The 26,914-nt window shown below is 61.6% G+C and carries 24 protein-coding genes and 1 pseudogene; 13 read left to right on the top strand and 12 right to left on the bottom strand.

Translation table 11 applies throughout. The features are described 5' to 3' along the window. Positions 1-12: 12 nt before the first annotated feature. The 3 genes from hutG to hutI all read right to left on the bottom strand — a co-directional run bounded on the left by hutG (position 13) and on the right by hutI (position 3,764). On the bottom strand, positions 13-816 hold the full coding sequence (gene hutG, locus ATY78_RS16995) for an N-formylglutamate deformylase (protein ID WP_088683484.1): 804 nt from the start codon (positions 814-816) through the stop codon (positions 13-15). 153 nt (positions 817-969) lie between these two features. Beyond that, positions 970-2,505: a histidine ammonia-lyase gene (gene hutH / locus ATY78_RS16990; protein ID WP_088683483.1), complete on the bottom strand. Its 1,536-nt coding sequence runs from the start codon at positions 2,503-2,505 to the stop codon at positions 970-972. After that, the gene (hutI, locus tag ATY78_RS16985) at positions 2,502-3,764 is read right to left on the bottom strand and encodes an imidazolonepropionase (RefSeq protein ID WP_088683774.1); all 1,263 of its coding nucleotides are present in this window, start codon (positions 3,762-3,764) and stop codon (positions 2,502-2,504) included. The genes hutH and hutI overlap by 4 nt, the downstream gene beginning before the upstream one ends. 121 nt (positions 3,765-3,885) lie before the next feature. Between hutI and ATY78_RS16980 the strand changes: the two genes are divergently transcribed. Then, positions 3,886-5,232 (top strand): formimidoylglutamate deiminase, encoded by a 1,347-nt coding sequence (locus tag ATY78_RS16980; RefSeq protein WP_088683482.1) that lies wholly within the window; start codon positions 3,886-3,888, stop codon positions 5,230-5,232. 60 nt (positions 5,233-5,292) lie between these two features. After that, positions 5,293-6,015 carry a histidine utilization repressor gene (gene hutC / locus ATY78_RS16975; protein ID WP_088683481.1) on the top strand — a complete coding sequence of 241 codons (723 nt, stop codon included), beginning with the start codon at positions 5,293-5,295 and terminating at the stop codon, positions 6,013-6,015. Positions 6,016-6,041: 26 nt separating this feature from the next. Here hutC (ATY78_RS16975) and hutC (ATY78_RS16970) read toward each other — a convergent pair whose 3' ends face one another. Continuing rightward, complete coding sequence (gene hutC / locus ATY78_RS16970) at positions 6,042-6,797, bottom strand: histidine utilization repressor (RefSeq protein WP_088683480.1); 756 nt, start codon at positions 6,795-6,797, stop codon at positions 6,042-6,044. 182 nt (positions 6,798-6,979) lie between these two features. Here hutC (ATY78_RS16970) and ATY78_RS16965 point away from each other — a divergent pair, with 182 nt between their 5' ends. From ATY78_RS16965 to ATY78_RS16945, 5 genes and pseudogenes are all read left to right on the top strand, one after another. Further along, positions 6,980-7,822, top strand: coding sequence for a transporter substrate-binding domain-containing protein (locus tag ATY78_RS16965; protein WP_088683479.1), 843 nt, complete (start codon positions 6,980-6,982; stop codon positions 7,820-7,822). Between the two features lie 102 nt (positions 7,823-7,924). Next, entirely contained in the window at positions 7,925-8,650 is a 726-nt protein-coding gene (locus tag ATY78_RS16960) for an ABC transporter permease subunit (protein WP_088683478.1), read from the top strand. Positions 8,651-8,660: 10 nt separating this feature from the next. Next, positions 8,661-9,365 carry an ABC transporter permease subunit gene (locus ATY78_RS16955; RefSeq protein ID WP_047613446.1) on the top strand — a complete coding sequence of 235 codons (705 nt, stop codon included), beginning with the start codon at positions 8,661-8,663 and terminating at the stop codon, positions 9,363-9,365. A gap of 27 nt (positions 9,366-9,392) precedes the next feature. Further along, positions 9,393-10,169 carry an ATP-binding cassette domain-containing protein gene (locus tag ATY78_RS16950; RefSeq protein ID WP_088683477.1) on the top strand — a complete coding sequence of 259 codons (777 nt, stop codon included), beginning with the start codon at positions 9,393-9,395 and terminating at the stop codon, positions 10,167-10,169. Continuing rightward, positions 10,166-11,601 (top strand): annotated as a pseudogene (locus ATY78_RS16945) (aromatic amino acid lyase). Before ATY78_RS16950 ends, ATY78_RS16945 begins: the two are co-directional and overlap by 4 nt. A gap of 15 nt (positions 11,602-11,616) precedes the next feature. Here the strand turns inward: ATY78_RS16945 and ATY78_RS16940 are convergent. Then, a complete protein-coding gene (locus tag ATY78_RS16940) occupies positions 11,617-12,162 on the bottom strand; it encodes a hypothetical protein (RefSeq protein ID WP_088683773.1) in 546 nt (181 codons plus the stop codon). A 191-nt stretch (positions 12,163-12,353) separates the two neighbouring features. Here ATY78_RS16940 and ATY78_RS16935 point away from each other — a divergent pair, with 191 nt between their 5' ends. Continuing rightward, positions 12,354-13,091: a phosphatase PAP2 family protein gene (locus ATY78_RS16935; RefSeq protein ID WP_088683476.1), complete on the top strand. Its 738-nt coding sequence runs from the start codon at positions 12,354-12,356 to the stop codon at positions 13,089-13,091. Positions 13,092-13,152: 61 nt separating this feature from the next. On the opposite strand, the gene ATY78_RS16930 is transcribed toward ATY78_RS16935, so the two are convergent. After that, positions 13,153-15,714, bottom strand: coding sequence for an FAD-dependent oxidoreductase (locus ATY78_RS16930; RefSeq protein WP_088683475.1), 2,562 nt, complete (start codon positions 15,712-15,714; stop codon positions 13,153-13,155). Between the two features lie 249 nt (positions 15,715-15,963). Between ATY78_RS16930 and ATY78_RS28230 the strand changes: the two genes are divergently transcribed. Further along, positions 15,964-16,356 (top strand): hypothetical protein, encoded by a 393-nt coding sequence (locus tag ATY78_RS28230; protein ID WP_141105650.1) that lies wholly within the window; start codon positions 15,964-15,966, stop codon positions 16,354-16,356. Positions 16,357-16,470: 114 nt separating this feature from the next. On the opposite strand, the gene ATY78_RS28580 is transcribed toward ATY78_RS28230, so the two are convergent. The 4 genes from ATY78_RS28580 to ATY78_RS16910 form a co-directional block, all read right to left on the bottom strand. Then, positions 16,471-16,644 (bottom strand): hypothetical protein, encoded by a 174-nt coding sequence (locus ATY78_RS28580; RefSeq protein WP_190237479.1) that lies wholly within the window; start codon positions 16,642-16,644, stop codon positions 16,471-16,473. A 213-nt stretch (positions 16,645-16,857) separates the two neighbouring features. Then, positions 16,858-17,097, bottom strand: a complete 240-nt coding sequence (locus ATY78_RS16920; RefSeq protein ID WP_088683473.1) for a hypothetical protein — start codon at positions 17,095-17,097, stop codon at positions 16,858-16,860. A gap of 9 nt (positions 17,098-17,106) precedes the next feature. Then, positions 17,107-17,367, bottom strand: coding sequence for a hypothetical protein (locus tag ATY78_RS16915; RefSeq protein ID WP_088683472.1), 261 nt, complete (start codon positions 17,365-17,367; stop codon positions 17,107-17,109). Beyond that, positions 17,368-17,703: a hypothetical protein gene (locus ATY78_RS16910; RefSeq protein ID WP_088683471.1), complete on the bottom strand. Its 336-nt coding sequence runs from the start codon at positions 17,701-17,703 to the stop codon at positions 17,368-17,370. Positions 17,704-17,926: 223 nt separating this feature from the next. On the opposite strand from ATY78_RS16910, the gene ATY78_RS16905 reads away from it, so the two are divergent. Further along, on the top strand, positions 17,927-18,988 hold the full coding sequence (locus ATY78_RS16905; RefSeq protein ID WP_088683470.1) for a class I SAM-dependent methyltransferase: 1,062 nt from the start codon (positions 17,927-17,929) through the stop codon (positions 18,986-18,988). Positions 18,989-19,159: 171 nt separating this feature from the next. On the opposite strand, the gene ATY78_RS16900 is transcribed toward ATY78_RS16905, so the two are convergent. Together ATY78_RS16900 and ATY78_RS16895 are read right to left on the bottom strand one after the other, a co-directional pair. After that, positions 19,160-20,587 (bottom strand): hypothetical protein, encoded by a 1,428-nt coding sequence (locus ATY78_RS16900; protein ID WP_088683469.1) that lies wholly within the window; start codon positions 20,585-20,587, stop codon positions 19,160-19,162. Between the two features lie 387 nt (positions 20,588-20,974). After that, positions 20,975-21,817, bottom strand: coding sequence for an AraC family transcriptional regulator (locus ATY78_RS16895; protein ID WP_088683772.1), 843 nt, complete (start codon positions 21,815-21,817; stop codon positions 20,975-20,977). Positions 21,818-22,061: 244 nt separating this feature from the next. On the opposite strand from ATY78_RS16895, the gene ATY78_RS16890 reads away from it, so the two are divergent. The 3 genes from ATY78_RS16890 to ATY78_RS16880 all read left to right on the top strand — a co-directional run bounded on the left by ATY78_RS16890 (position 22,062) and on the right by ATY78_RS16880 (position 26,914). Beyond that, complete coding sequence (locus ATY78_RS16890; RefSeq protein ID WP_088683468.1) at positions 22,062-23,528, top strand: alpha-glucosidase/alpha-galactosidase; 1,467 nt, start codon at positions 22,062-22,064, stop codon at positions 23,526-23,528. A gap of 125 nt (positions 23,529-23,653) precedes the next feature. Continuing rightward, the gene (locus ATY78_RS16885) at positions 23,654-25,741 is read left to right on the top strand and encodes an ABC transporter substrate-binding protein (protein WP_088683467.1); all 2,088 of its coding nucleotides are present in this window, start codon (positions 23,654-23,656) and stop codon (positions 25,739-25,741) included. Positions 25,742-25,906: 165 nt separating this feature from the next. Next, positions 25,907-26,914 carry an ABC transporter permease gene (locus tag ATY78_RS16880; RefSeq protein WP_088683466.1) on the top strand — a complete coding sequence of 336 codons (1,008 nt, stop codon included), beginning with the start codon at positions 25,907-25,909 and terminating at the stop codon, positions 26,912-26,914.

Here is a 26,914-nt window from a genome sequence, read left to right as displayed (position 1 = left end):
GTCGAGTGATCGTTATCGTTTCAGGCCGGGTGCGATCTGTTCGAGGCGCACCAGAATGTCTTTGAGATGGACGCGAAGTCTGTCCGCCTTGGCGGTGTCGTAGGCGAAGGGCACTGTTTCGGTTTCGAGATGCGTGGATTGTGTAAGCTCCATCTGGATCGCATGCACGCCGGTTTCGGGCCGGCCATAGTGGCGGGTCGTCCAGCCGCCCTTGAAGCGGCCGTTGAGCACGCTGTCGTAGCCTTCGGCGGCTTGCGTGACGGTCAGCGCCGCCTGCTCGATGGCACTGTCGCAGGTCTTGCCCATATCGGTGCCGATATTGAAATCCGGCAGCTTTCCTTCGAAGAGGAAGGGAATATGCGAGCGGATCGAGTGGCAATCGTAGAGGATCGCAACGCCATGGATTGCCTTGACACGCTCGATCTCGGCGGCAAGGGCGGCATGATAAGGCGCATGAAAATCCTTGAGCCGCGCCGCAATATCGGCTTCGTCAGGCGCCTGCCCATCCTTCCAGATCGCCTTGCCGTCGAAGTCCGTTTCAGGGACGAGGCCGGTGGTGTTCTGGCCGGGATAGAGGCTGACACCAGCCGGATCGCGGTTGGCGTCGATCACGTAGCGATGGAAGGTGGCGCGGACCGTCGTGACATCGTCGAGCAGGCCGTCATACAGCCGGTGGATGTGCCAGTCGGTATCGGCGAGGAGACGGCCGTTTTCGTTGAGGCGCTCGGCGATGTCAGGCGGCACGTCGGTGCCGGTGTGGGGGAAGCCGAGGATGATGGGCGAGGTGCCCTGGCGGGTTTCGTATGGTGTGGTCATCAAAACCCCTCCCCAACCCCTCCCCACAAGGGGGAGGGACTTAACCTGCGGCTCGTGCTGCATTCAATTTTGAACGCAGAGCGTGCGGCTAGCCTTAGCCCCTCCCCCTTGTGGGGAGGGGTTGGGGAGGGGACTTTTTCCTTCGCCATCATCTCAATTCTCCAAAACCGGCAAAATGCCTGTCGAAACCGAGCTGTTCAGCGCCCCCGTCGCCACCAGTTCGGCGGCGGCGGCGAGATCCCTGGCCATGTAACGATCACTATCGAGGCTCGGCACCTTGGCGCGGATCGCGGCAATCGCCTTGCCAAGCTCCGGGCTCGTCGACAGCGGTGCGCGCAGCTCTACGCCTTGGGCGGCGGTCAGCGCCTCGATGCCGATGATGGCGAACAGGTTTTCGGTCATGCCGAGCAGGCGGCGGGCACCGTGGCAGGCCATGGAGACATGGTCTTCCTGGTTGGCCGAGGTCGGCGTCGAATCGACCGAGGCCGGGTGCGACATCTGCTTGTTCTCCGACATCAGCGCCGCCGAGGTGACTTCGGCGATCATCAGCCCGGAGTTCAGGCCCGGCTTCTTGGCGAGGAAGGCCGGCAGGCCGTAGGAGAGGGTGGGATCGACCAGCAGCGCGATGCGGCGCTGCGAGATCGCGCCGATTTCGCAGACGGCGAGCGCGATCTGGTCGGCGGCGAAGGCCACGGGTTCGGCGTGGAAATTGCCGCCTGAGACGACGGAATTGTCCGAGAGCACCAGCGGATTGTCGGTGACCGCATTGGCTTCGATTTCGAGTGTGCGGGCGACCGAGCGCAACAGATCGAGGCAGGCGCCGTCGACCTGCGGTTGGCAGCGGATGCAATAGGGGTCCTGCACCCGCTCGTCGCCCTCGATATGGCTCTGGCGGATGACCGATCGTTCCAGCAGGCCGCGAAGCGCGGATGCCGTGTCGATCTGGCCCTTATGGCCGCGCAGCGTGTGAATGTCCGGATGGAAGGGCGCCGAAGAACCCATGGCGGCATCGGTGGACATGGCGCCGGTGATGAGGGCGGCCTGGGCGGCGCGATGGGCGCGGAAGAGGCCGGCAAGCGCTAAGGCCGTCGATGTCTGGGTGCCGTTGATCAGCGCCAGGCCTTCCTTGGCGGCGAGCACGACCGGTTTCAGCCCCGCTCTTTCCAGAGCTTCGGCGCCGGAGAGGCGTTCGCCGGCGAAGAAGGCTTCGGCCTCGCCCATCATCACGGCGGCCATATGGGCGAGCGGCGCAAGATCGCCTGAGGCGCCGACCGAGCCCTTTTCCGGAATCAGCGGGATGACGCCTTTCTCAAGCATGCCTTCGATCAGCCGTACCAGTTCCAGCCGCACGCCGGAGGCGCCGCGCCCGAGCGAGACCAGCTTCAGCGCCATGATCAGCCGCACGATATTTTCGGGCAGCGGCGCGCCGACGCCGCAGCAATGCGACAGGATGAGATTGCGCTGCAGGGTGGCGACGTCGGCGCTGTCGATCTTGATCGAGGCGAGTTTGCCGAAGCCGGTATTGATGCCATAGACCGGCGCGTTGCCGGCGGCGATCTCGGCGATGCGGGCGGCAGCCTTGTTTATGCCGGCATCGAAGGCGGGATCGAGCCTTGCCGGCTCGCCGGTCCAGTAGATGATTTCCAAATCCTTGAGCGAGACGGAGCCCGGGTGGAGCGTGATGGTCATCGGCCGTTCCTTTCGCCCTTGAAGACGCGTGCGTGAAGTGGATTGAAGCCGATGCGGTAGACGAGCTCGGCGAGGCTTTCGACATTCCAGACCGCGAGATCTGCGGATTTTCCGGCTTCGAGCGTTCCGGTCTTGCCAAGCAGACCGAGCGCGCGGGCGCCTTCGCGGGTGGCGCCGGCGATGCATTCCTCAACGGTCAGACCGAACAGCGTTGCCGACATGTTCATGGTCAGCAGCATCGAGGTGAGCGGCGAGGTGCCGGGATTGCAATCGGTGGCAATCGCCATCGGCACACCAGCCTGGCGCAGCGCCTCCACCGGCGGCTTCTGCTTTTCATGGATGGCGTAGAAGGCGCCGGGCAGGAGTACGGCGACTGTGCCGGCGGCAGCCATCGCGGCAACGCCGTCCTCGTCGAGATATTCGAGATGATCGGCCGAAAGCGCGCCGTAGGATGCGGCGAGCTTGGCGCCGCCGAGATTGGAGAGCTGTTCGGCATGCAGCTTGACCGGCAGGCCGAGCGCTTTTGCTTTGTCGAAGACGCGGGTGATCTCGGCCGTGGAAAAGGCGATGCCTTCGCAGAAGCCGTCGACGGCGTCGGCAAGGCCGAGATGATACATGTCGTCGAGTCCAGGCAGGACGACATCATCGAGATAGTCGCCGTTGCGGCCCTTGTATTCCACCGGCGTCGCATGGGCGCCGAGATAGCTGGTGGCGACACGCACCGGTCTGATATGGCCGAGAAGGCGGGCGCTCTGCAGCATCTTCACTTCGCCGGTCCGGTTCAGCCCGTAGCCGGATTTGACCTCGATCGTCGTCACGCCTTCGGCAAGCAGCGTGTCGAGACGCGGCAGAGCCTCTGCCACCAGTTCTTCGACCGACAGCGCATTGGTCGCCTTGACGGAGGAGACGATGCCGCCGCCGGCGCGCGCGATTTCTTCATAGCTCGCACCGGCAAGGCGCATTTCGAACTCGCGGGCGCGATTGCCGCCGTGAACGATATGGGTGTGACAGTCGACGAGGCCCGGAGTTACCCAGCGGCCTTCGAGATCGACGATCTCGGACCGTTCAATGGCCGAGCCCGGCAGGTCGCTTTCGCGACCGGCAAAGGTAATGCGGCCGTTTTCGACCAGGATTGCGCCCTTTTCGACGACGCCCAGCCCAGCTTTCTCAGGCGAGAGCGTGGCGAGCCGCGCATTGCGCCAAAGCACCGGCCTGATATCGGCGGATGCGGTTTCCTCTGAAAAATTGCTCCCGGTCATCGCTTTGCGCCTTTCCTTATGCCAAAACATGTATATACATAATAAGCAGGTGACAAGAGAAATTTTGCGCGCTCTTCTGGAAAAGAAAGATCGGCGGCGCGGCAAGAGGAGAGGGAAGGCCATGACCACACTTCACGCAGAGACGGCGCTGACCCCGCAAGGCTGGCGGAAGGACGTGCGGCTGACGCTGGAATCCGGGCGCATCGCGCGGGTGGAAAGCGGTGTTTCCCCCGCCTCCGGCGACGAGCGCCACGCTCTCCTCCTTCCCGCCATGGGCAACCTGCACAGCCATGCCTTCCAGCGGGCGATGGCCGGCCTTGCCGAAGTGCGCGGCCCCGCCAATGACAGCTTCTGGAGCTGGCGCATGGTCATGTACAAGTTCGCCCTGGCGATGACGCCCGATCATGTCGAGGCGGTCGCGGCGAAGCTCTATGCGGAAATGCTCGAGGCAGGTTTTTCCCGCGTCGGGGAGTTCCACTATCTCCATCATGACAGAGACGGCGGCGCTTATGCTAATATCGCCGAGCTTGCCGAACGCATCGGCGCGGCAAGCGATATGACGGGCATCGGCCTGACGCTGCTGCCGGTCTTCTATGCCCATTCCGGCTTCGGCGGTGCCGCGCCGATCGACGGCCAGCGGCGCTTCATCAATTCGCTGGAAAGCTTCGAAAGGCTGATGGAGGGATGCCGGGCGGTGACCGGCCGGCTCGACGGCGCCGAGCTCGGGCTTGCGCCGCACAGCCTGCGCGCCGCAACGCCGGGGGAATTGGCAAGGCTCGTGCCGATGGCGGGTGATGGCCCGATCCATATCCATGTCGCCGAGCAGGTGAAGGAGGTCGAGGACTGCATCGCCTGGTCCGGGGCGCGGCCTGTGGAATGGCTGCTCGATCATGCACCTGTCGATCAGCGCTGGTGCCTGATCCATGCGACGCACATGACCGAAGACGAGACGCGGCGAATGGCAAAGAGCGGGGCGATTGCCGGCCTCTGCCCGATCACCGAAGCCAATCTCGGCGACGGCGCCTTTGCGGCGCCGCTTTTTCTGGAAGAGGGCGGGCGTTACGGCATCGGTTCGGATTCCAACGTGCTGATCTCCGTGCCGGAGGAACTGCGTCAGCTCGAATATTCGCAGCGCCTGGCGCTGCACGCCCGCAATGTCGTCGCAGCTCCCGGTGGCTCGACGGCGCTTTCGTTGTTCATAAACGCTCTTGCCGGCGGCGGCGCCGCGCTGAAAGCGCCGGCGGGCCTTACCGAGGGCCATCACGCCGATATCGTTTCGCTCGATACCACGGCCGTTCCCTATCTCTCGGGCGACCAGATCCTCGATCACTGGCTGTTTGCGGGCGGGGTTTCCGTCGATTGCGTCTGGACGCGGGGCCACAAACGGGTGGCGGGCGGGCGCCATATCGAGCGTGACGCGATCGACCGGCGTTTCCTTGCCGCGATGGGCGAATTGCTGGCTGCCTGAAAAAGCGCTTTTCCTTTCAAGGCATTCGATCTAGAGCGGGAGAACAACCGGAGCGTGGCGATGAATCAAAGCAGGGACCCCACCTTGCATCAGCGCATCCTGAGCGAGATCGAGGGCCGTATCGTCTCGGGCGAATGGCCGCCGGGGCACCGCATTCCCTTCGAGGTCGATCTCGCCACGCAATATGATTGCTCGCGCATGACGGTGAACAAGGTGCTGACCCAACTCGCCAAGGCGGGCCTGATCGAGCGCCGCAAGAAATCCGGCAGCTTCGTCACCCAGCCGCAGGCGCAGTCGGCCGTTCTCGAAATCCACGACATCAAAGCCGAAGTGCAGTCGCTGAACCTGCCTTATTCCTATGCGGTTTCGAAGAAGGCGAGCCGAAAGGCCAGGGCGGAAGACAGAAGTCGCCTGGAATTGCCGATCGCTTCCTCGGTCGTCGAGGTCGTCTGCATCCACAATGCCGGGGCGCGGCCCTTCTGCCTGGAGGAGCGGCTGATCAGCCTGGCGACCGTGCCGGAAGCTGCCGATACCGATTTCCTGGCGATGGCGCCGGGGCCCTGGCTGCTTAACCAGGTGCCGTGGAGCACCGCCGAACACCGTATCCACGCCGTCTCCGCGACAGCCGAGGTGGCGGCGGCCCTGGATATCGCCCGAAACACCGCCTGCCTCGTCGTCGAGCGCCGCACCTGGAGCGGCGCCGGCCCGGTGACGCATGTGCGCTTTACCTATCCGGGCGATCGTCATGCGCTGGTGGCGCGTTTCACGCCGGCATCGCAATAGGTTCCATATACAAGATAGCTGGTGTTTTACTCTTCGAACATCTTGCCGCTGCGGGCTTCGAGCCGGTAGCGATAGCCGGGATAGACGAGGCGGGCGGTCGAGACGATCTGTCTTGCCGACCATGTGCGCCGGCGGATGGTGAGGCAGGGTTCGGTCTTCAGGATGGTCAGCAGCTTGCATTCCCAGGCCTGCGGCATCGCCGCCTCGACGACGTGTTCGGAGCCGCTGAGCGGGGCTGCGGCCGTCAGATAGGCGTTCGGCGTGAGCGTCGTGAAGTCCTGGTCGAGATATTCGGGAGCGGCCTCCGGATGAACGAAACGGTCCTCGATCTGCACCGGAACGCCGTTTTCGCTGTGGACGATCAGCGAGTGGAAGACCGCCGCGCCGATCGGCAGTTCGAGCGCGTCGGCGATTTCGGGAGAGGCTGTTTCCTGGGCGAGGACGACGACGGAAGCCTCATGGATATGGCCGCGTTCGGCAATTTCCTCGGCAATGTTGCGCACTTCGAACAGCGCCGAATAGCCCTTGCGCTCGGCGACGAAGGAGCCGACGCCCTGGATGCGGATGAGTTCGCCTTCGTTGGCGAGTTCGCGCAGCGCCCGGTTGGCGGTCATCTTGCTGACGCCGAGTTCGACGACAAGCTCGTTTTCCGACGGCACGCGGTATTTCGGCGGCCATTCGCCGCTGTGGATGCGGTCGAGGATCACCTGCTTGACGCCGGCATAGAGCGGGGTGCTGTCATTTCCCGCCAGTTCCCGCTTCATCTCCCCGGAACGCTTCATTGCCTATTCCTTTTGCGCGCATAAACCGACTTTCCTCTTGCATATCACAAAATATCTCATATGGTACCATATACAACCTCCCAATCGGTCCTCGAAACAGAAAAAGGACGGAAAGGGCAAGCCGGCGAAGATCGGCCCCTGGTGCCGCAAGGTCAGTTTCAATCTCAGAGGAGAATTCATCTATGAAATTCAGCACGATCCTGTTTTGCGGCGTCGCCGCTCTTTCCGCCGTCGCAGCGCCCGCCTTCGCCAAGGACTGGACGAAGGCGACCATCACGCTCGAAGGCGCCTATGCGCCGTGGAACCTCACCAATGCCGACGGCACGCTCGGCGGCTTCGAGCCGGAGCTTGCCAAGGTTCTGTGTGAGCGCGCCAAGATCGAATGCACGCTGGTTGCCTCCGACTGGGACGGCATGATCCCGGCGCTCAATGCCGGCAAGTTCGATGTCATCATGGACGCGCTTTCCATCACCGAAGAGCGCAAGCAGGTGATCGGCTTCACCATCCCCTATGCCGCCACCCCTGCCGCCTTCGCCACCGCCAAGGACAGCCCGCTGGCCAAGGCCGCCGGCACCGGTGCCACGATCAAGATGACGCCCGGCCAGACCGGCGTGAAGGAAATCGATGCGCTGAAGGAAGCCTTCAAGGGCAAGACGATCGGCATCCAGGCGGCGACCGTCTACGCCAAGTTCGTCTATGACAATTTCGGCGATATCGCAGAGATCCGCGAATACAAGACCGGCGCCGACCGCGACCTCGACCTGCAGAACGGCCGCATCGACCTCGGCTTCGATGACGCCGTCTATTTCGCCAACGCGTTTAAGACCGCCAACGACACGCTTGATTTCACCGGTCCGGAAATCGTCGGCTCGATCTGGGGCGAGGGCGAAGGCCTCGGCGTCCGCCAGGCCGATACGGACCTGCGCGACAAGTTCAACGAGGCGATCAAATCAGCCCTTGCCGACGGCACGGTCAAGAACCTGTCGATGAAGTGGTTCAAGGTCGACGTCAGCCCGCAGCAATAAGCGTTTCGGCCTTCCGGCCGCAAATAACTGTCTCCGGCTTTATCGCCGGAGACGGCATGTTATTGTCACGCAAAACACTGCCACGGACGGGGAACGGACGATATGGCAAGCTTGGAACTGCTCGGCTTCGGCTCGACCGGATGGGGCGCGCTGCTCATTGCCGCCGCCTTGATGACGCTGGCTGTCACGGCGACGGCGCTTGCCATCGGTGCGGTGCTCGGCGCGATCGTCGCGGCGGCAAAACTCTCCGGCAAACTTGTTCTCGTCACGCTCGGCAACGTCTATACGACCGTGTTTCGCGGCGTGCCCGAGCTGCTGATCATCTATCTGATCTATTTCGGCGGCTCTTCGGCCGTCACCTCGATCGGCAAGGCGATGGGTTATGAAGGCTTCCTCGGCCTGCCTTCCTTCATCGCCGGTGCCCTTGCCGTCGGTATCATCTCCGGCTCCTATCAGGCGGAAGTGTTCCGCGGCGCCTTCCTCGCCATCTCGAAGGGCGAGCTCGAAGCGGCATCGGCGATCGGCATGCATCGCAGCCTGCGTTTTCGCCGTATCATCATGCCGCAGGTGCTTCGCCTCGCCATTCCCGGTCTCGGCAATGTCTGGCAGCTCAGCCTCAAGGATTCGGCGCTGATCTCCGTCACCGGCCTTGCCGAACTGATGCGCACCAGCCAGGTGGCGGCGGGTTCGACGCGGCAATATTTCCTGTTCTACATCGCCGGCGGCTGCCTCTATCTGATCCTGACCAGCCTTTCGGACCGCGTCTTCAACGGCGCCGAACGCCGCGCCAATCGCAGCATGCCGGCCTCGGCCATGGGCCAGGCGTAAGGAGACGACGATGGATTTCACCTTCATCGCCTCGACCATGGTAACGCTGCTCAAGGCCGTGCCGACGACGCTCATCCTGTTTTCGCTGTCCATTCTCTGCGGCGGCCTGCTGGCGCTCGTCATCGTCTGGATGAGGGTCAGCGGCAACCCGGTGCTTTCGGGCTTCGCGAAGGGCTATATCTTCGTCTTCCGCGGCTCGCCGCTGCTGATCCAGATGTTCCTGGTGTTCTACGGCCTCGGCCAGTTCGGCTTCATCCGCTATTCCTTCCTCTGGCCATTCCTGCGCGAGCCGATGGTCTGCGCCATCCTGTCGCTGGCGCTCTGCACGGCCGGCTACACGGCGGAGATTTTCCGCGGCGGCATCCGCGCCGTCTCCCCGAAAGAGATCGAGGCGGCGCGCTCGATCGGCATGTCCGGCTTCCTGCTGGTGCGCCGCATCCTGGCGCCGATCGCCTTCCGCCATGCGTTGCCGGCCTATTCCACCGAGATCGTGCTGATGATGAAATCGACGGCGCTCGCAAGCCTCGTCACCGTCTGGGAGGTCACAGGTGTCGCCCAGCGGCTGATCTCGCAGACCTACCGCACGATGGAAGTCTTCCTCTGCGCGGCGATTATCTATCTCGTTTTGAACTTCATCATCCTGCAGGGCATGGCCCTGCTCGAATATTCGCTCTCCCGACACCGCCGCGCGATCCCGCAGGCGCTGAAGGCTTGAACCTGATTAAACGCGATTGGAGCTTCCATGCCAGGCGTTACCCGACTTTCGGTCCGCAATATCCGCAAGAGCTTCGGCACGCATGAAGTCTTGCGCGGCATTTCTCTCGATGCTGAGGACGGCGACGTGATCTCGCTGCTCGGCGCTTCCGGCTCCGGCAAATCGACTTTCCTGCGCTGCATCAACCTGCTCGAAACCGCGAGCGACGGTGAAATCTGGGTCGACGGCGAGCATATCGAGATGGTTCACAAGAACGGCAAGACAAAGCCGGCGAGCCAGAAGCAGGTGGATCATATCCGCTCCGAACTCGGCATGGTGTTCCAGTCCTTCAATCTCTGGTCCCACATGACCATCCTGCAGAATGTCATCGAGGGACCCATCCATGTGCTGAAGCGGCCGCGCGCCGAATGCATCGCCGAGGCCGAGGCGCTGCTCGAAAAGGTCGGCATCGCAGACAAGCGCCACGCCTATCCCGCCCATCTCTCCGGCGGCCAGCAGCAGCGCGCCGCAATTGCTCGCGCGCTTGCAATGAAGCCGAAGGTCATGCTCTTCGACGAGCCGACCTCGGCGCTCGATCCGGAGCTTGTCGGCGAGGTGCTGCGCGTCATGCGCGCGCTTGCCGAGGAAGGCATGACTATGCTCGTCGTCACCCATGAGATGAGCTTTGCCCGCAACGTCTCGAACCGGGTCGTCTTCATGCGCGAAGGCCTGGTCGAAAGCAGCGGCCCGCCGGATGAGATGTTTACCGGCGGCGCGTCGCCAGCCTTCCGTCAGTTCATCGGCCATTTCGGAACAGGTCAATGACGATCACGATCGATAAAGTGCTGACCTGGCGCGACGTCGCGCGCGTCGGGGCAGGGGAGGCGCTTGCGCTGTCGCCGGCCGCCTGGGCGCGGGTCGAGCAGGCAAGCCGCATCGTCGCCAGCATCGTTGAAACAGGCGTGCGCGCCTATGGCGTCAACACCGGCGTCGGGGCGCTCGCCGATACCGTGGTCGATCGCGCTTCACAGAGCCTGTTGTCGCGCAGCATCGTGCTGAGCCACGCCTGCGGCGTCGGGCCGCTGCTTGCTGCCCGCGAAGTGCGGGCCATCATCGCCGCTCAGATCGCCAATTTCGCCCATGGCCATTCCGGCGTGCGGCGCGGGATCGTCGAGTATCTCACAGTCCTGCTGGCGCATGATTGCATTCCCGACGTCCCGTCGAAAGGTTCGGCCGGTTATCTCACCCACAATGCCCATACCGCGCTCGTGCTGATCGGCGAGGGCAGTGCGACGCTCGGCGGCCAACGCATGAACGGCCGCGAAGCACTTACGGCACGGCCTGCGCCACCGGCTTGATGGCTGTCGCGCTTTCCCGCGCCGAACGGCTGCTCGATTGGGCCGATGCCATCGCGGCGCTGACGCTGGAAGCGGCAGGCTGCCAGATCGCCGCCTTCGACGAGGCCGTGCTGGCGCTGCGCCCATCGGCGGGGATCGAGAAGGTTGGAGCAACGCTCCGCGCGCGCCTCCAGGGCAGCGGCCTTGTCGCCGCCGCGCGCGGCCGGCGCACCCAGGATGCGCTGAGCCTGCGCTCGGTGCCGCATGCCCATGGCGCCGCCCGCGACGTTTTCGACAATTCCACCCGCGTAGCCGATCAGGAACTGGCTTCGGTAACGGACAATCCGGCCGTCTCAGGCACGCCGGAGCAGCCGATCGTCTCCTCCGAGGCCCATGCGGTCGCCCCGGCGCTCGGGCAGGCGGCCGATAGTCTTGCGATTGCGCTGGCGCAGATCGGCGCGATCAGCGAAAGGCGCATGGACCGGCTGGTCAATCCGCTGGTGAGCGGCCTGCCGCCCTTCCTGGCAAGCGACGCCGGCAGCCATTCCGGCTTCATGATCGCGCAGTATACCGCAGCGGCGCTGAGCAACGAGAACCGCCGCCTTGCCGCACCCGCGGCGATGGACGGCGGGCTGACTTCCGGCCTGCAGGAGGATTTCCTCGCGCATCCGACGGCAGCCGCCGGCAAGCTGCTCGCCGTCATCGACAATGCGGAATATATTCTGGCGATCGAACTGATGGCGGCGGCCCAGGCGCATGATTTCCTGGCGAAGACGGCGCCACGGGCGGCAGGCACGGACCTCGTTTATAAGGCCGTGCGGCAGCATGTTTCCCATTATGGCGACGAGCGGCCGCTCAACGGCGATATCGAGGCCGTGCGCGGCCTGATCCGCGATACCGCGCCGCCGCCAGTCAGCTGAGACCTGGGGTGGCGGTCAGAACGGTTTGCTGGTTTCGGAATCCTGCTTGGGTTTTCCGCCGGCCTCCAGTCGCTTGAGGCATTGGGTGAAGGTCGGATAGAGCTGGTCCACCCGCGAGAGCGGAAGCGTCCAGTCGCCTTCGTCGCCGGCAAAGGTCAACTGCACGTCAGGCGTTCCGGCAAAGGAATTCTTGATGATCTTCTTCAGTCCGGCGCTTCCCTTGCTGCCGAGAGGCCAGAGGCGCAGCGTGTTCTTGTCGAAAAATTCGGCCGCGACCACCTTCGTCACCTGGCGATCGGTCAGCGTCACCTCGGTTTTCGTATCGGCGGGAATGTCCCAGGTGTTCTTCGCGACCAGCCAAAAGGTCTCGGTCGCACTCTGGCGGAATTCCATGGTCTTGCCGATCTCGCTGTCCCAGCGCAGGCGGCAATAGGGCTGCGGGGCTTCGTTGGCAAAGCCGACCGACCATTGTCTCGCGCCGCCCATCCATTCGGTCTCGCCAAGGGCTGCGACCGGCTGCAGGACGGATGCCATCAGAACCATCGGGGTCAGAATTTTCATCGCCGAAACCATCTCCAGGACAATCGCTCCAGCCATAACAAAAGAAGGTTGAGCTTTTGCTACCGGGCATTCCGATATCGCCGGTGACAGCCCCCGGGGTTGTTCTTGAATGTCGCAAGGTCTTGAATTTGCGGCTCACCTTGCCGATCTGGCGATGAAGGACATGGTGCGAAGGGAGTTCGACAGTAGGCATGAGCGAGGTTCAACGACGCGGATTCTTGGCGAGGCTCACCGCATACGAGCCGCTGACGCTGATCACGCTGGCATCGGTCGCGGGCGGGCTGTTCGTGCTGCAGCGGCTGACGAGCGAGGTTCTCGAGGGCGAGACCTTTGGTTTCGACAAGGCCATCCTGCTGGCGCTCAGACAACAGGGCGATCTTGCCGTGCCGATCGGTCCGGCCTGGCTGACGCATGCGATGGACGACATCACCAGCCTCGGCGGCGTCACTGTACTCACGCTGATGACGGTTCTCATCACCGTCTATCTTCTGCTCGACCGGCGCTGGCAGATCGCGATCTTCGTCTTTTCCTCGGTGTTGACAGGCTGGCTCGCGAGCACGCTCCTGAAGATCCTCGTCGCGCGTCCGCGCCCGGATATCGTGCCGCATCTCGTCGAGGTGAGCGACCTCAGCTTTCCCTCAGGGCACGCCATGGTCTCGGCGGTCACTTATCTGACGCTCGGCGCTCTCGTGGCGCGCACGCAGCGCTACCGCTCGACGCGGATCTTCGTCATGGGGGCCGGCGTCTTCCTGGCCGTAATCGTCGGCCTGAGCCGCGTCTTTCTCGGCGTCCACTATCCCACGGACGTTTTCGCCGGATGGTGCGCGGGCGCGCTCTGGGCGCTCGGCTGCTGGCTGATCTCGAAGCGCTTCATTCCAAGCCGCGCCGCGGACGATGGTGCCGAAGCCGAAAACGGCGACGGCAGATAGCGTCTCCATACGCAGTTGAGCGTGGCGCCCCGTGCTTAGGGCGCCACAAGTGCCTGAGCGCTTAGGTGCGCGGCTTCAGATTTTCCGGGTCATAGATCGGCTTGTAGCCGACGCCGACCACTTCCACCGGATAGGTCTCGGCAAAGTACTCGATATTAAGCTTGCGTCCGACCTGGCAATGCGACCATGGCAGGTAAGCCAAGGCAATGTTCTTTCCGACCGTCGGGCCGTAGGCGATCGAGGTCGTGTAGGAGCGACGGCCGAGTTCGTCGATCAGAACCTCTCCCGTGGCGGGATCGATAACCGGCAGGTTGCCGAGGGGATAACGCTTCACGCCCGATTTGTCGGTATTTTCGGTCATTACGAGCGTGCAGAGCATGGCGGGCTGGTGCTCGCGCGCCTTGTATTCCAGATGTTTTTCCTTGCCGCGGAAATCGGCTTCCTTGACCTTCGGACGGGCGAGATCGGCTTCGATCAGGTTGTACTGGGTCAGGAGGTCGGCGTTCTGCAGGCGCAGGCTCTTTTCCATGCGGCGCGAGTTTGCATAGGTCTCGACGCCGAAGGCCATCACACCGGTCGAACGCAGCGCATCCCAGACGGCGAGGCCGTCTTCGTACTTCATGTGCAGTTCCCAGCCCTGCTCGCCGACATAGGAAATACGGAAGGCGGTGACGGGCTTACCTGATATTTCGATCGGCTTGATCGCCGCAAAGGCGAAGTTTTCCTGATCGAGCCCGGCCGGATCGGCCACGACCTTCTTCAGCGTGTCGCGTGCGTTCGGACCCCAGATGCCGATCGTCACGAATTTTTCCGAGACGTCGGTGACGGTCACGTCAAGGCCGCGGTCCTGGGCGACGCGCTTCATATAATGCAGGTCGCGCGGGCCGGCATCGGCGCCGTTGACCAGACGGCACCGGTCGGCCATGCGGAAGACGGTGAAGTCGGCGCGCACCATGCCCTCGTCGTCGAGGAAGTGGGTGTAAACGCCCTTGCCGATATTGGCATCGCCGCCGACCTTGGCGGCGCACAGCCATTCCATCAGCTCCACATGGTCAGGCCCTTCGATATCGACCATGTGGAAGTGGCTGAGATTGACGATGCCGCAATCCTCGCTCATCGCCAGATGCTCGGCATTCGACACGCGCCAGAAATGGCGGCTGTCCCATTCGTTCTCGCGAACGGGCACGCGGTCGGCGTATTTTTCCAGAAGGTGCTCGTTGGCGGCGTAGCCGTGCGCACGCTCCCAGCCGCCCAGTTCCATGAAGTAGCCGCCGAGTTCCTTTTCGCGCTCGTAGAAAGGCGAGCGCTTTGCGTTGCGTCCGGATAGATAGGGTTCGCGGGTGTGAACAGCCGGGAAATAGATCTTCTGGGCGGCTTCGAAGCAGCGGCCTTCGATGAATTCTTCCGTCAGCTGATGCGGATAGAAGCGGGCATAGTCGATGCTGTTGTGATCGATTTCGGTGCGGCCGTCGGTCATCCAGTCGGCGATCAGCTTGCCGTAGCCAGGGCCGTCCTTGACCCAGATGGCAACGCAATACCAGAGACCCCTAACCTTCTGGCTCTCGCCGCAGGATGCGCCGCCGCCGGCGGAAACCTGCAGCAGGCCGTTGAAGGAGTGGCCTTCGTTATAGCCGAGTTCGCCGAGGATCGGCGTCAGTTCCATGGCGCGCTCGAGCGGCTCGATGATCTGTTCCATCTCGAGGTCACGCTGCGAGGGCGAAAGGCGCGCTTCGTGTTTTTCGAGAAGATCGCGCGGATGGCACATGCGCGGATTGGTGGCTTCGTAATAGCCCCACTCGATCTGGCCGCCCTCGGTCGTCGACGGGTCGCCGGTATCGCGCATATAAGCGGAGTTGCCCTGGTCGCGCAGCAGCGGGAAGCCGATTTCCTTGCCGGTGCCTTCAAACTCGTTATAGGGACCGAAGAAGGTGAGCGGGTGATCGACCGGCATAACAGGCAGGTCTTCACCGACCATCTCCGCGATCAGGCGTCCCCAGAGGCCGGCGCAGACGATGACGTGGTCGGCCATGATGGTGCCGCGATGGGTGACGACGCCCTTGATACGGCCGCCTTCGACGATCAGCGACTTCGCCGGCGTGTTGCCGAAGACCTGCAGCTTGCCTGCCTTTTCGGCGGCGTCGACCAGCTTGCCGGCAACGGTCTGCGAGCGCGGAATGACGAGGCCGGCATCCGGATCGTAAAGGCCGCCCATCACCTGATCTTCCTCGATCAGCGGGAACTTCTCCTTGATCTCGGAAGGGCTGACATAATGGGCGCGCGTGCCGAAAGCGCGTGCCGAGGAAAGCTTGCGCTTGATTTCCTCCATCCAGGCGTGGTCGCCGGTGCGCGCCACTTCGAGGCCGCCGATGCGGGCGTAATGGCCCATCTTCTCGTAGAAATCGATCGAATATTGCGTGGTCCAGACCGAGAGGTAGTCGTGGCTCGTGGTGTAACAGAAATCCGAGGCATGGGCTGTAGAGCCAATATCGGTCGGTATGCCCGACTTATCGATGCCGACGATATCGTCCCATCCCCGCTCGACGAGATGGTGAGCGATGGAGGCGCCGACGATGCCGCCGAGGCCGATGATGACGACCTTTGCCTTTTCCGGAAATGCTGCCACGTGCTGTTCCTTTTACTTATCGGACGAATTAAAGATGCCTGGCCACGCGTGACTTCCGCTTTGCGCGTCAGATGCAGAGCCATGTCAGCCTCGTAAGGGTTTGTCACATTTGCCGAAGCTGCGGAACCCCTAGACCTCTCAGCATGGAAGCTGCGAAGAGGCCATTATGCATAAGGCTCACAATCGTCATTGGTCCTACGCCGTCGAGTAACGGCGTAATTGCGTCAGCCCGGATCAAACGGCCAGGCGATGATCGGCAACGACGGCATGGGCAAGCCCCTTGCGGTTGTCCGGTCGGACGGCGGGGGACTGAAAAGGCCGAGCTTTGGGATCAGGATGCCCGCTGACGGACCCGAAGGCGACCGTAACGTTCTCAAACAACGGAGGTTCTTGCGTAAGCTAGTCAATCATTTAAGTTGCAGCCATGATAAAAATGGCGTTGGTGATTGCGGCAGCTTTGACGTTTGGCGCGGTATTTTGGGTTATGCTGACCGAGATCGGGAAGAAAACCGGTATCATGAGAGCGCCGCCGTCATTCCATGCCAGGCAAGCCAAGTTGATACTTCCGCTTATGGCGCTTTTCGTCTTGCTTATTTTGCTCGCCAGCCAAGCCGGATCGTGGGGATGGCCATAATCGGGTGACTCCGTGTCCGCTGGCAGTTCCCGCATTTTTTCTGGCTGGGCGATTATGAGGACTTGCAGGAGCCGTTTGGTCCGGCAAGGAGGATGCACGACAATTCCGGCATGAAACGGGTGTTACTTCACCGGAGCCTGAACGCGATCCTTGCGCTCACGCTTCTTCTGGTCGTTGGCCTCGTTCTGGCGATCCTTGGCGGAAATCGTCAGGCCCATGCGGCGGCTTTCGGCCAGTGCTTCCCGGCCGATCTGCTTCAGGGCTTCCTTGTTTTCGTGGTACTTCTGCAAGAGCATCGTCCATCTCCAATCTCGGCCACAAACATAATGCTTCCAGTCGGTTCCTGCAAATTCCGCTTCTCAGGGCTTCGGAACGCCGACTGTAAATTCGATGCCATCCATTTCGATGTAGACCGACGCGAAATATTTGCCGTCGTATGCGGGCATATTCTCAGGAAACGTCCCGGTTCCGAATACCGTGACTTGATCTTCCCCGCTCGCATGCCTGGCTCACGGCACCGAAATCGCCTCGAGCCGGTCGATGTCCCCGAGCGCGATCTCTTCGGAAACAGGTTCGCGATTATGCAGCCGGAACCATTCGGCCGCTTCGCGCACACGGTCTCCGTGAGGCGATGGATAGGCGCCGAGTCCGAAGACCCATTCCCGCACGGTTTCGCGCTCCATCCGCCCGGCTCGGTATCGGTCGCAGACTGTTTTCGCCGAGGCGACGAGATCATTGATGCTTTTCACAAATATCCCTCAATGCGTGGAAGGTTCGTCGTCTTCCAGAAAGGATCGAATACCGTCCCGCGCCACCACTGCCAGGAATTCATCGAAAGCATCCCGGTCGGTGGCGAAAGGCTCGTCCCACTGGATCAGGTCCTCCGACTGGGTAACGACTTCCATCGTCCAGTCTTCATTGCTGCCGGAGGTTCGAAAGATATCGACGAGCACGGTAATCCCGTCATCGGTAAATTCCCCCGCCAATTCGGAGTGTTCAAACTTCTGCTTCGTTGCCATTCAACCGCCAGCGCCGGGAGGGGCGTCGTTTTTGAGATATTCTTCGTATTGAACCGTCTCGGTTTCGTCAGTGTCTATAGAAGCCGATGCCGGTCTTGCCAAGCGAACACCGGCGCCGCCGCCATTCTCCGGAATGAAAAGCACGCCCGCATCCTCCAGGCTCCGCTTCATACCCTGCAGGGTGTGCTCATCGGGGGAAAGTCTCCCGGCCTCGAAACCGGCAATCGTCGCCTTGGCGATCTTCGAGGCTGATGACAGATCGCCCTTCGACCACGCGATGAGAGCACGTGCCGCGCGGCACTGCGCTGGGGATAGATAAAAATCATTACCTGGCATTGAAACACGGATTGTTGCTCGGGGTCAGCACCATGAGAGATGTAACCGCCAGAGAAGAAAGCAAGCGAATGTGGTGCTGACGTGGAACAGGGTAGTTCGCTTGTGACGGTTGCAGTCGCGCGCATCCTGTCAAGCTACCCTCATTGGGCGATAGGGAGGTTGATTGACTGAATATCATTAAAGCCTAATTTAAATCCCTTTATCACGCGCCGGGGAGGAAACAATGCGTGAGCCGGATATGCAGAAACTCGATGCGCTTGTTGGTCGTCTTGTAGGGGACGTCGGCGCCGCCATGTCGGGTGCTTTGGTCGTGCTGGGCGACAAGGTGGGAATCTTCAAGGCGATGGCCGACGGGACGCCTTTGAGCGTCGAACAGCTTGCCGCGAAAACGGGAGTGAAGGAGCGTTATCTCAGGGAATGGCTGAGCGCCCAGGCGGCTGCCGACTATATAGCCTATGACGAAAAGACCGATCGCTTCAGCCTGACGGCCGAACAGGCGATGGTCTTTGCCGAGGAAAACAGCCCTGCCTTCTTCGTCGGCGCCTTCGAGGTCGTGCAGTCGATGTGGATGGACGAGCCTAAAATCGCCGACGCCTTCCGCACCGGCAAGGGGCTCGGCTGGCATGAGCACAGCACCTGCCTCTTCCGGGGAACCGAGCGGTTCTTTCGCCCGGGTTACAACAGCCATCTCGTCAATGAATGGATTCCGGCTCTTGCCGGAGTGGATGAAAAGCTCAAGGCCGGCGCCAGTGTCGCCGATGTCGGCTGCGGTCACGGCGCCTCGACCATCCTGATGGCGCAGGCCTATCCCGCCTCCCGTTTTACCGGCTTCGACTATCACGGCCCGTCGATCGAAACGGCAAGGGCGGCGGCGAAAGAGGCTGGTGTCGCGGACCGGGTGACCTTCGAGCAGGGCAAGGCGGCTGAATTTCCGGGGCGTGGCTACGATATGGTCGCCATGTTCGACTGCCTCCACGACATGGGCGATCCGGTCGGCGCCGGCCGGCATGTCAAGGAAACGCTTGCGCCGGACGGCACGTGGCTCATCGTCGAACCCTTTGCCCATGATCACCTCAAGGACAATCTCAACCCGGTCGGCCGCGTCTACTACGGCGCATCGACGATGATCTGCACGCCGGCGTCACTCTCCCAGGAGGTGGGACTCGGGCTCGGCGCCCAGGCGGGAGAAATGAAACTGCGCAAGGTGGCGCTCGACGCCGGCTTCACGCATTTCCGCCGCGCGACGGAAACGCCGTTCAACATGGTGTTCGAGGTTAGGGCCTGAAGGCACTTGGCTCGTGGGCAAGACAATCTGGAGTGAAATCAGCCTACATCGGTTCTAGCTAAAGCATGATGCCGAAAGGTGTCAGCGGTTTTCGGAGGACATCATGCTCAAGCTCTTTAATTAAGAACAGGATTAAGCCGGGTTGGCCTAATCCTGTTCTAGCCGGCGGCTCTACGGGTTGATCCTAAATAGTTTGACCGCGCCTGCGCCAGCCCCGACGTCTTCGTCAATCACGTCCTCATCGACCGTGACCAATGTACGATCGATGCCGCCCACCTTGAGTAACTTGCCATTGTTCTTACCGCCCACCACGGCCAGGTAGTCATTCGGGCGGATATCGATTCCGCTATCCGCAAGCCTTATACGGTTCGGAGTCTGGAAGACGATGCCAGTAGCATCGTAGCTTCGAGGGCCGATGCCGTCGTCGCGCGTGAGGAACCGCCAATGACGTTCACCTATCCGCACCCCGACTTGCATGTAAATCTGGCGCAAGCGGTGCACATGAGGGTCATCAAGGCGCATCTGAATGTTGGCGATAATCGCCTCGGGACTGAAGTCGGACTTGTCGTCCTTCTGGCCCAGTAGATGCTTGCCAATGGATTGGAGAAGCTCGGGATGGCGACAACGTTCATCGAGCGCGGCTCTTTCCAGATCGAAAAGAGTTCGCACACCGAGCTTCCACATGGACGTCATAGCCTCGGCACCGACGGACGCGCAGAGCTGCGCTTGCGCCACCCAGTCCATGATCTGGTACACTCCGAACGGCGTCTCGACGAAGAGCATGAGCGGATTGGCGGTCGCCAGGTTCTGTGTCGTGGCGATATGAAAATCGGAAAGCCGATTGCGAATGTCTGTGTCGATACCGTCGATAAGCTCTACAGGCGTCGCAAGCGTGTATTTGTAGACCGAGAGGTTCTCGCGCTTAAAGTTCTTTAGCTTCGACCGTCCGACGAGCGCGCGTTGCGCGGCGTCCGGGAAGAAACCGATTGCGAATGCCAGGACAGCCACCCCCTCCCTCACACCCGCTCCGTCAGGCAGGCCTTCAAAAGCTCCATAGATAGCATGCACGGCATACGCGAAAATTGCAGCGAGAACGATGCCCGAAAATATCTCCGTGGCCAGTGCTACGATCAACGAGGGACTAAGGTCGAAATTCTGTATGGATTGGGTCAAAGTCCGCATCGAATTTAGATAGCCACCGCAGAATGCCGCACTTACAGCTATCATACAAAGAACGACGGGAGCGTGTGTTCCGAAGAGCGTGCCAGTGAAAGTGGGGTCCTGAAAAAACTCGATGCAGACGTAACTTGTCGAACTGACGACCAGAAAGAAAGGAAAGACAGCAACCGCCCAGGCCCAGGCTTGGAAGTCCTGCCTCTGCCCTCGCTCAGGTCCCGTCGGGACGAAGTATTTGAATTTGACGAATTCGAAAGACGGGATCAGCCGCTCCGATTCCGGTTCTTTTGCCGAATGGAAGACGGCAGCCAGGTCCTGAATTATCTCGCCTCGGTGCAATTTAACGGTTTGTCGGATGGCAATGACAATGACAGGCACGACCAATGAAAGTAAAAAGGCCACAACTAGGCTAAGCGGGTCCATGATGGAGCCCTCCCCGATATTTGATGGATCGCCTAAGCTTGAAATTTCATACTCGTAGACGGAGACACTTTCCTTTGAAAGGGCCGTTACCTTTACGCCGTCATTGAAATACTATAGCACGTTCAAATTGTTTTTCAATAATGCTTGAATCACGTCTAAAGTGTTTTGATGTGATGCGCCGACCGTTTTGCGCGGAAGGCACTTCAAATGCAGAAGCGCGGCAGCGTAGGTATACTTCAGCAAATCGGTGACCGCCTGGGCACTCGTTATATCGAGGCAGCGTAGGGTGTGCTGGCTTTGAACTTCATCCTTGCTCCTCGATCGATCATGGCGATCTCCTGATGCCCCGGCGACCCGAACCGATGCATTGACTGAGCGAGTGGGAGTTTATTTCGGCTTGCCGATGCTGGCATACATGCCGGTCGTGCGGAATTCGGTGGGGTTGGTGCCGTAGACGCGGCGGAAGACCTTTGAGAAATAGTTGGCGTCCTCGAAGCCGCACATGATGGCGACCTCCTTGACCGGCAGGAAGTCCGCCTTGGTCAGAAGCTTGACGGCGCGCTGCAGGCGCTGCTGCAGCACGAACTCGGCCGGCGGCATGCCCTCGCTCTCGCCGAAGCTGCGGGAGAAATGCGCGCGGCTGAGGCCGACGATGCCGGCAAGTTCGCTGACCGGCAGCGGCTTGTCGAGATTGGCATTGATATGGTCGATGACAGGCTGCATCAGGCTGAGCTCGGCGGCAAAGGCCGGCGAGCCGAAGACGTCGTCATAGAGCGCCATCGCCGCTTCATAGGCGATCGCCGAGGCAGCCCCCGGCGACGTTGCGCCCTTGACGAGGCGCAGGCTGCAATCGGCGAGATGATCGACGGTCGACGGCTGCAGCTTCAAGACCGGGCCGGCGGTCGACAGCACCAGCTGATGGATGCGCAGCGTTTCCTCACCGTTCATCGAGATCCAGAAATATTCCCAGCGCTCGCCCTTCTCCAGCCAGTAACGGTGGTTGTGCGGAACGAGCACCAGAAGCGTGTCGCCGCCCTGGAGGCGATAGTTGCGGTTCTGGTAGCGCAGCCGGCCGTTGCCGCTGATCGTGTGCTGCAGCACGGTGAAGGGCGTCTGGCCGCGCTTTCGGCCGTCCCAGTCATAGGTCTCGTTCTCGCGCACCTCATAGCCGGCACTGGTCGGCATGGCGTGCAATCGCTGCCGGCCGCGGGGCAGCGAAACCGTCCTCATCGACTGTCCGTTGGCGATCAAATCCCGCAGCACAAAATTACCCTTGAAAGCATAATCCTTCTCTGGTCGGCCTGCCGATTTCGGGCATAATCCCGCTCGACAAGAACGAAGGGACCACGGCCGATAGAGCGGTCGGGAGGAAAACAGGCAGTTTTACGGCTTTTTCAACCACATGCGGCGGCATGCGGCCTGATCCTCCATATCAGTCCTTTCTCTAGCATTCCATTGGGTCGAGGTGAAGATCATGAGTTTCAAAATCGCTATCATCGGTGCGGGCAGCGTTGGTTTCACCAAGAAGCTGTTCACCGATATTTTGTGCGTTCCGGAGTTTCGCGACATTGAATTCGCGCTGACGGATCTCAGCGAACACAATCTCGAAATGATCAAGGCGATCCTCGACCGCATCGTCGAGGCGAACGGGCTGCCGACCAAGGTGACCGCGACGACCGACCGGCGCAAGGCGCTCGAAGGCGCGCGCTACATCATCAGCTGCGTGCGGGTCGGCGGGCTCGAGGCCTATGCCGACGATATCAGGATTCCGCTGAAATACGGCATCGACCAGTGCGTCGGCGATACGATCTGTGCCGGCGGCATCCTCTACGGCCAGCGCAACATCCCCGTCATCCTCGACTTCTGCAAGGATATAAGGGAGGTCGCCGAGCCGGGTGCGAAGTTCCTGAACTATGCCAATCCGATGGCGATGAACACCTGGGCGGCGATCGAATACGGCAAGGTCGATACGGTCGGCCTCTGCCACGGCGTCCAGCACGGCGCCGAACAGATCGCCGAGGTGCTCGGCGCCAAGTCGGTGAGCGAACTCGATTACATCTGCTCCGGCATCAACCACCAGACCTGGTTCATCGACCTGCGCCTCAACGGCCGCAAGATCGGCAAGGATGAGCTGGTTGCCGCCTTCGAGGCGCATCCCGTCTATTCGCAGCAGGAGAAACTGCGCATCGATGTGCTGAAGCGTTTCGGTGTCTATTCGACAGAAAGCAACGGCCATCTCTCGGAATACCTGCCCTGGTATCGCAAGCGGCCGGAGGAAATTACCCGCTGGATCGACATGTCCGACTGGATCCACGGCGAGACCGGCGGCTACCTCCGTCATTCGACGGAAACGCGCAACTGGTTCGAGACGGAATTCCCGCAATTCCTGGAATCCGCTTCGAAGCCGATCGATCCCGCCAGGCGCTCGAACGAGCATGCCAGCCATATCCTGGAGGCCTTGGAGACCAACCGGGTCTATCGCGGCCACTTCAACGTCAAGAACAACGGCGTCATCACCAACCTGCCTGCTGATGCGATCATCGAATCGCCCGGCTTCGTCGATCGCTTCGGCATCAACATGGTCTCCGGCGTCACCCTGCCGGAAGCCTGTGCGGCGACCTGCATTTCCTCGATCAACGTCCAGCGCATGTCGGTGCATGCCGCCATTTCGGGCGACATCGACCTCTTGAAGCTCGCCGTGCTGCACGATCCGCTGGTCGGCGCCGTCTCGACTCCTGAGGAGGTCTGGCAGATGGTCGACGAGATGGTCGTTGCCCAGGCCCGTTGGCTGCCGCAATATGCCGATGCCGTGCCGGCCGCCAAGGAGCGGCTGTCGAAATCGAAGGTGCAGACCCGCGACTGGGCGGGGGCTGCGCGCCGCAACGTCCGCTCGATCGAGGAGCTGCGCGCCGAAAAGGCGGCTTTGAAACAGGCCGTGTGAGTTCGTGGAGGACGGGCCGCCATGGGTTTCCGGGAGGGAAAGCCATGGCGCCAGGCCCGCCTTCACGTCGTTAGAGGAGAAGGGAGCTCCGTGGAAACGCGCTCCGGAACCAAGAGGGAGAAACGATGATGAATTTCCGCACCGCAGGCATTCTCGCCGGGTTGGCGCTCGGCGTCTCGGCCGCCGCGCTGAACGCATATGCCTCTGAGCCAACCAATCCGCCCGTGCCGCCGGACTTCCCGGCCGAAGGCAAGATCAACTACGTCGCGCGCGACTCCATCCTGGAGTTCAAAGCGCTGCCCGAATATCACGAGCCCGACTGGGTCACGAAGAATTTCGTCGCCACCGGCAAGCTGCCACCGGTCAAGGATCGCCTGCCGAAGGAGCCGCTGGTCTTCAAGACGGGCAATATGCCCGACGGCATCGGCGTCTATGGCGATACGATGCGCCACGTCATCGGCGGCCGGCCGGAAGGCTGGAACTACGGCGCCGGCCAGACGCAGGGCTGGGGCGGCATCGATATCGGCCTTTCCGAATGCCTGACCCGCACCGCGCCGCTCTTCCAGGTGGAAGCCAAGGATACCGAGCCGCTGCCGAACCTTGCCAAGAGCTGGGATTGGTCGGAAGACGGCCACAAGCTGACCATGCACCTGATCGAAGGCGCCAAATGGTCGGACGGCGCGCCGTTCAATGCCGACGACATCATGTTCTATTGGGATGACGAAGTCGTCGACCCGAACGTCTCGCCGCTCGGCGGCGGCGCATCGCCTGAGGCTTTCGGCGTCGGTACGACGCTGAAGAAGATCGACGATTACACCGTCGAATGGACGTTCAAGGAAGCCTTCCCCAAGCAATACCTTTACACTATGTCCTACCCGAACTTCTGCCCGGGTCCGTCGCATATCCTCAAGCCCCAGCACCCGAAATATTCGAAGAACACCTATGATCAGTTCAAGAACGCCTTCCCGCCGGAGTTCATGAACATGCCTGTCATGGGCGCCTGGGTGCCGGTGGAATATCGTCCTGACGACATCATCGTCCTGCGCCGCAACCCGTATTACTGGAAGGTCGACGAGAATGGCGATCAGCTGCCCTATCTGAACGAGCTGCACTACAAGCTCTCCACCTGGGCCGATCGCGACGTTCAGGCGGTGGCCGGGTCTGCCGATTTCTCCAATCTCGAGCAGCCGGAAAACTTCGTGGCCTCGCTGAAGCGCGCCGCGGAAAAGACCGCGCCCGCCCGGCTTGCCTTCGGTCCGCGCCTCATCGGCTATAACCTGCGCATGAACTTCTCCGCCAATGGCTGGGGCAACCCGGACGAGCGTGGCCAGGCGATCCGCGAGCTGAACCGCAACGAGGATTTCCGCAAGGCCGTCACCATGGCGCTGGATCGCAAGGCGATCGGCGACTCGCTGGTCAAGGGGCCGTTCACGGCGATCTATCCGGGCGGGCTTTCCTCCGGCACCAGCTTCTACGACCGCAACTCCACTGTCTATTATCCCTTCGATCTCAAAGGCGCCAAGGCGGAACTCGCCAAAGCCGGCCTCAAGGATACCGATGGCAACGGCATCGTGAACTTCCCGGCCGGCACGGCGGGCGGCAAGGATGTCGAAATCGTCATGCTGATCAACAATCAGTACACGACCGACAAGAGCCTTGCCGAAGGTGTCGTCGCTCAGATGGAGAAGCTCGGCCTGAAGATCGTCATCAACGCGCTCGACGGCGCCAAGCGTGACGACGCGCATTATGCCGGCCGCTTCGACTGGCTGATCCAGCGCAATACAACGGAACTGTCGTCCGTGGTGCAGAATACCGAACAGCTTGCCCCTGTCGGTCCGCGCACCAGCTGGCATCATCGCGCCGGCAAGGATGACCAGCTCGATCTCATGCCCTTCGAAAAGGAGCTGGTCGACATCGTCGACAAGTTCAGGACGAGCCAGAACAACGACGAGCGCGTCGATCTGATGAAGCAGTATCAGAAGATCTCGACGGAACACGTCAACACCGTGGGCCTGACGGAATATCCGGGCGCGCTGATCGTCAACAAGCGCTTCTCGAACGTGCCCCAGGGGACGCCGATCATGATGTTCAACTGGGCTGAGGATTCGGTCATCCGCGAACGCCTGTGGGTGGCCGCCGACAAGCAGGGCAAGTACGAGCTGTTCCCCGAGCAGCTGCCCGGCAAACCCGGCGACAAGGGTCCGATCAACTGATGCATGATGCAATGGGTTAAAGCGCGTCGCATCTGATGCGACGCGGGAAAGCTCCCTCCCAGCTGAAGTGAGTTTCCGGCCGCGCGTGGCGCGCGGCCGGACAAGACCAACGAGCCGGCCGCGCCGACGAGGAGCGACTGGCGGCAAAGAGAAGCGAACCGTTAGATGTTGCGATTCCTGCTCGTGCGCATAGCCTCCGCGATCCCCGTTCTCCTCATCCTGAGCGTGGTGACTTTCGCGATCATCCAGGCGCCGCCCGGCGACTATGCCGACTATATAAGATCGCAGCTGATCAACCAGGGCGGTGCATCCTACGCCCAGGCCGAGGCGCAGGCGCAGGCCTACCGGGTCGAACACGGTCTCGATAAGCCGATGGTCGTCCAATACGTCAACTGGATCGGCGGCATCCTCACCCGCGGCGATTTCGGATACAGCATGTTCTACAACAAGCCGGTCGCCGACGTCGTCGCCGAACGCCTGCCGCGGACATTGCTCCTGGCGCTCGTCTGCCACATCTTCGCCTCGGTGCTCGGCATCGGCTTCGGCATCTGGGCGGCGACGCGGCAATACAGCTGGATCGACAGCACGCTTTCGGGAATTTCCTTCCTCGGCATGACGGTGCCGCGCTTCCTTATGGCGCTGATCATCGTCTACCTCCTGGTCTTCCAGTTCAACGTTTCCGAAATCGGCAGCTTCTTCTCGCCGCAATATGGCGGGGCGCCCTGGTCCTGGGCGAAATTCGTCGATCTCTTCCACCACGTCTGGCCTGTCGTGGCGATCGCCACTTTCGGCGGGCTCGCCTATAACATGCGGGTCATGCGCGGCAATCTGCTCGATACTCTGAACGCTCAATATGTCGAGACGGCAAAGGCCAAGGGCCTTTCCGGCGGCGCGGTGGTGATGCGCCATGCGGTGCCGAACGCGCTGCATCCGCTTGTCATGTATCAGGGCGTCGTGCTGCCCTATATGCTGACCGGCGAGATCGAAACCGCGATCATCTTCGCCTTGCCGACCGTCGGCCCGGCGATCGTCGGCTCGATGGCGATCGGTGATGTCTATGTCACCGCCACTTTCATGATGGTGCTGTCGGCGACGCTGATCGTCGGCAATATCATCGCCGACATGCTGCTCGCTCTGCTCGATCCGCGCGTACGCCAGTTCGGAGGAGCCTGA

The sequence above is a fragment of the Rhizobium sp. R635 genome, assembly GCF_002211285.1.
Lineage (GTDB): Bacteria > Pseudomonadota > Alphaproteobacteria > Rhizobiales > Rhizobiaceae > Rhizobium.
The sequence above is the reverse complement of the archived record's forward strand: the minus strand, read 5'-3'. Positions and strand labels throughout refer to the sequence as shown.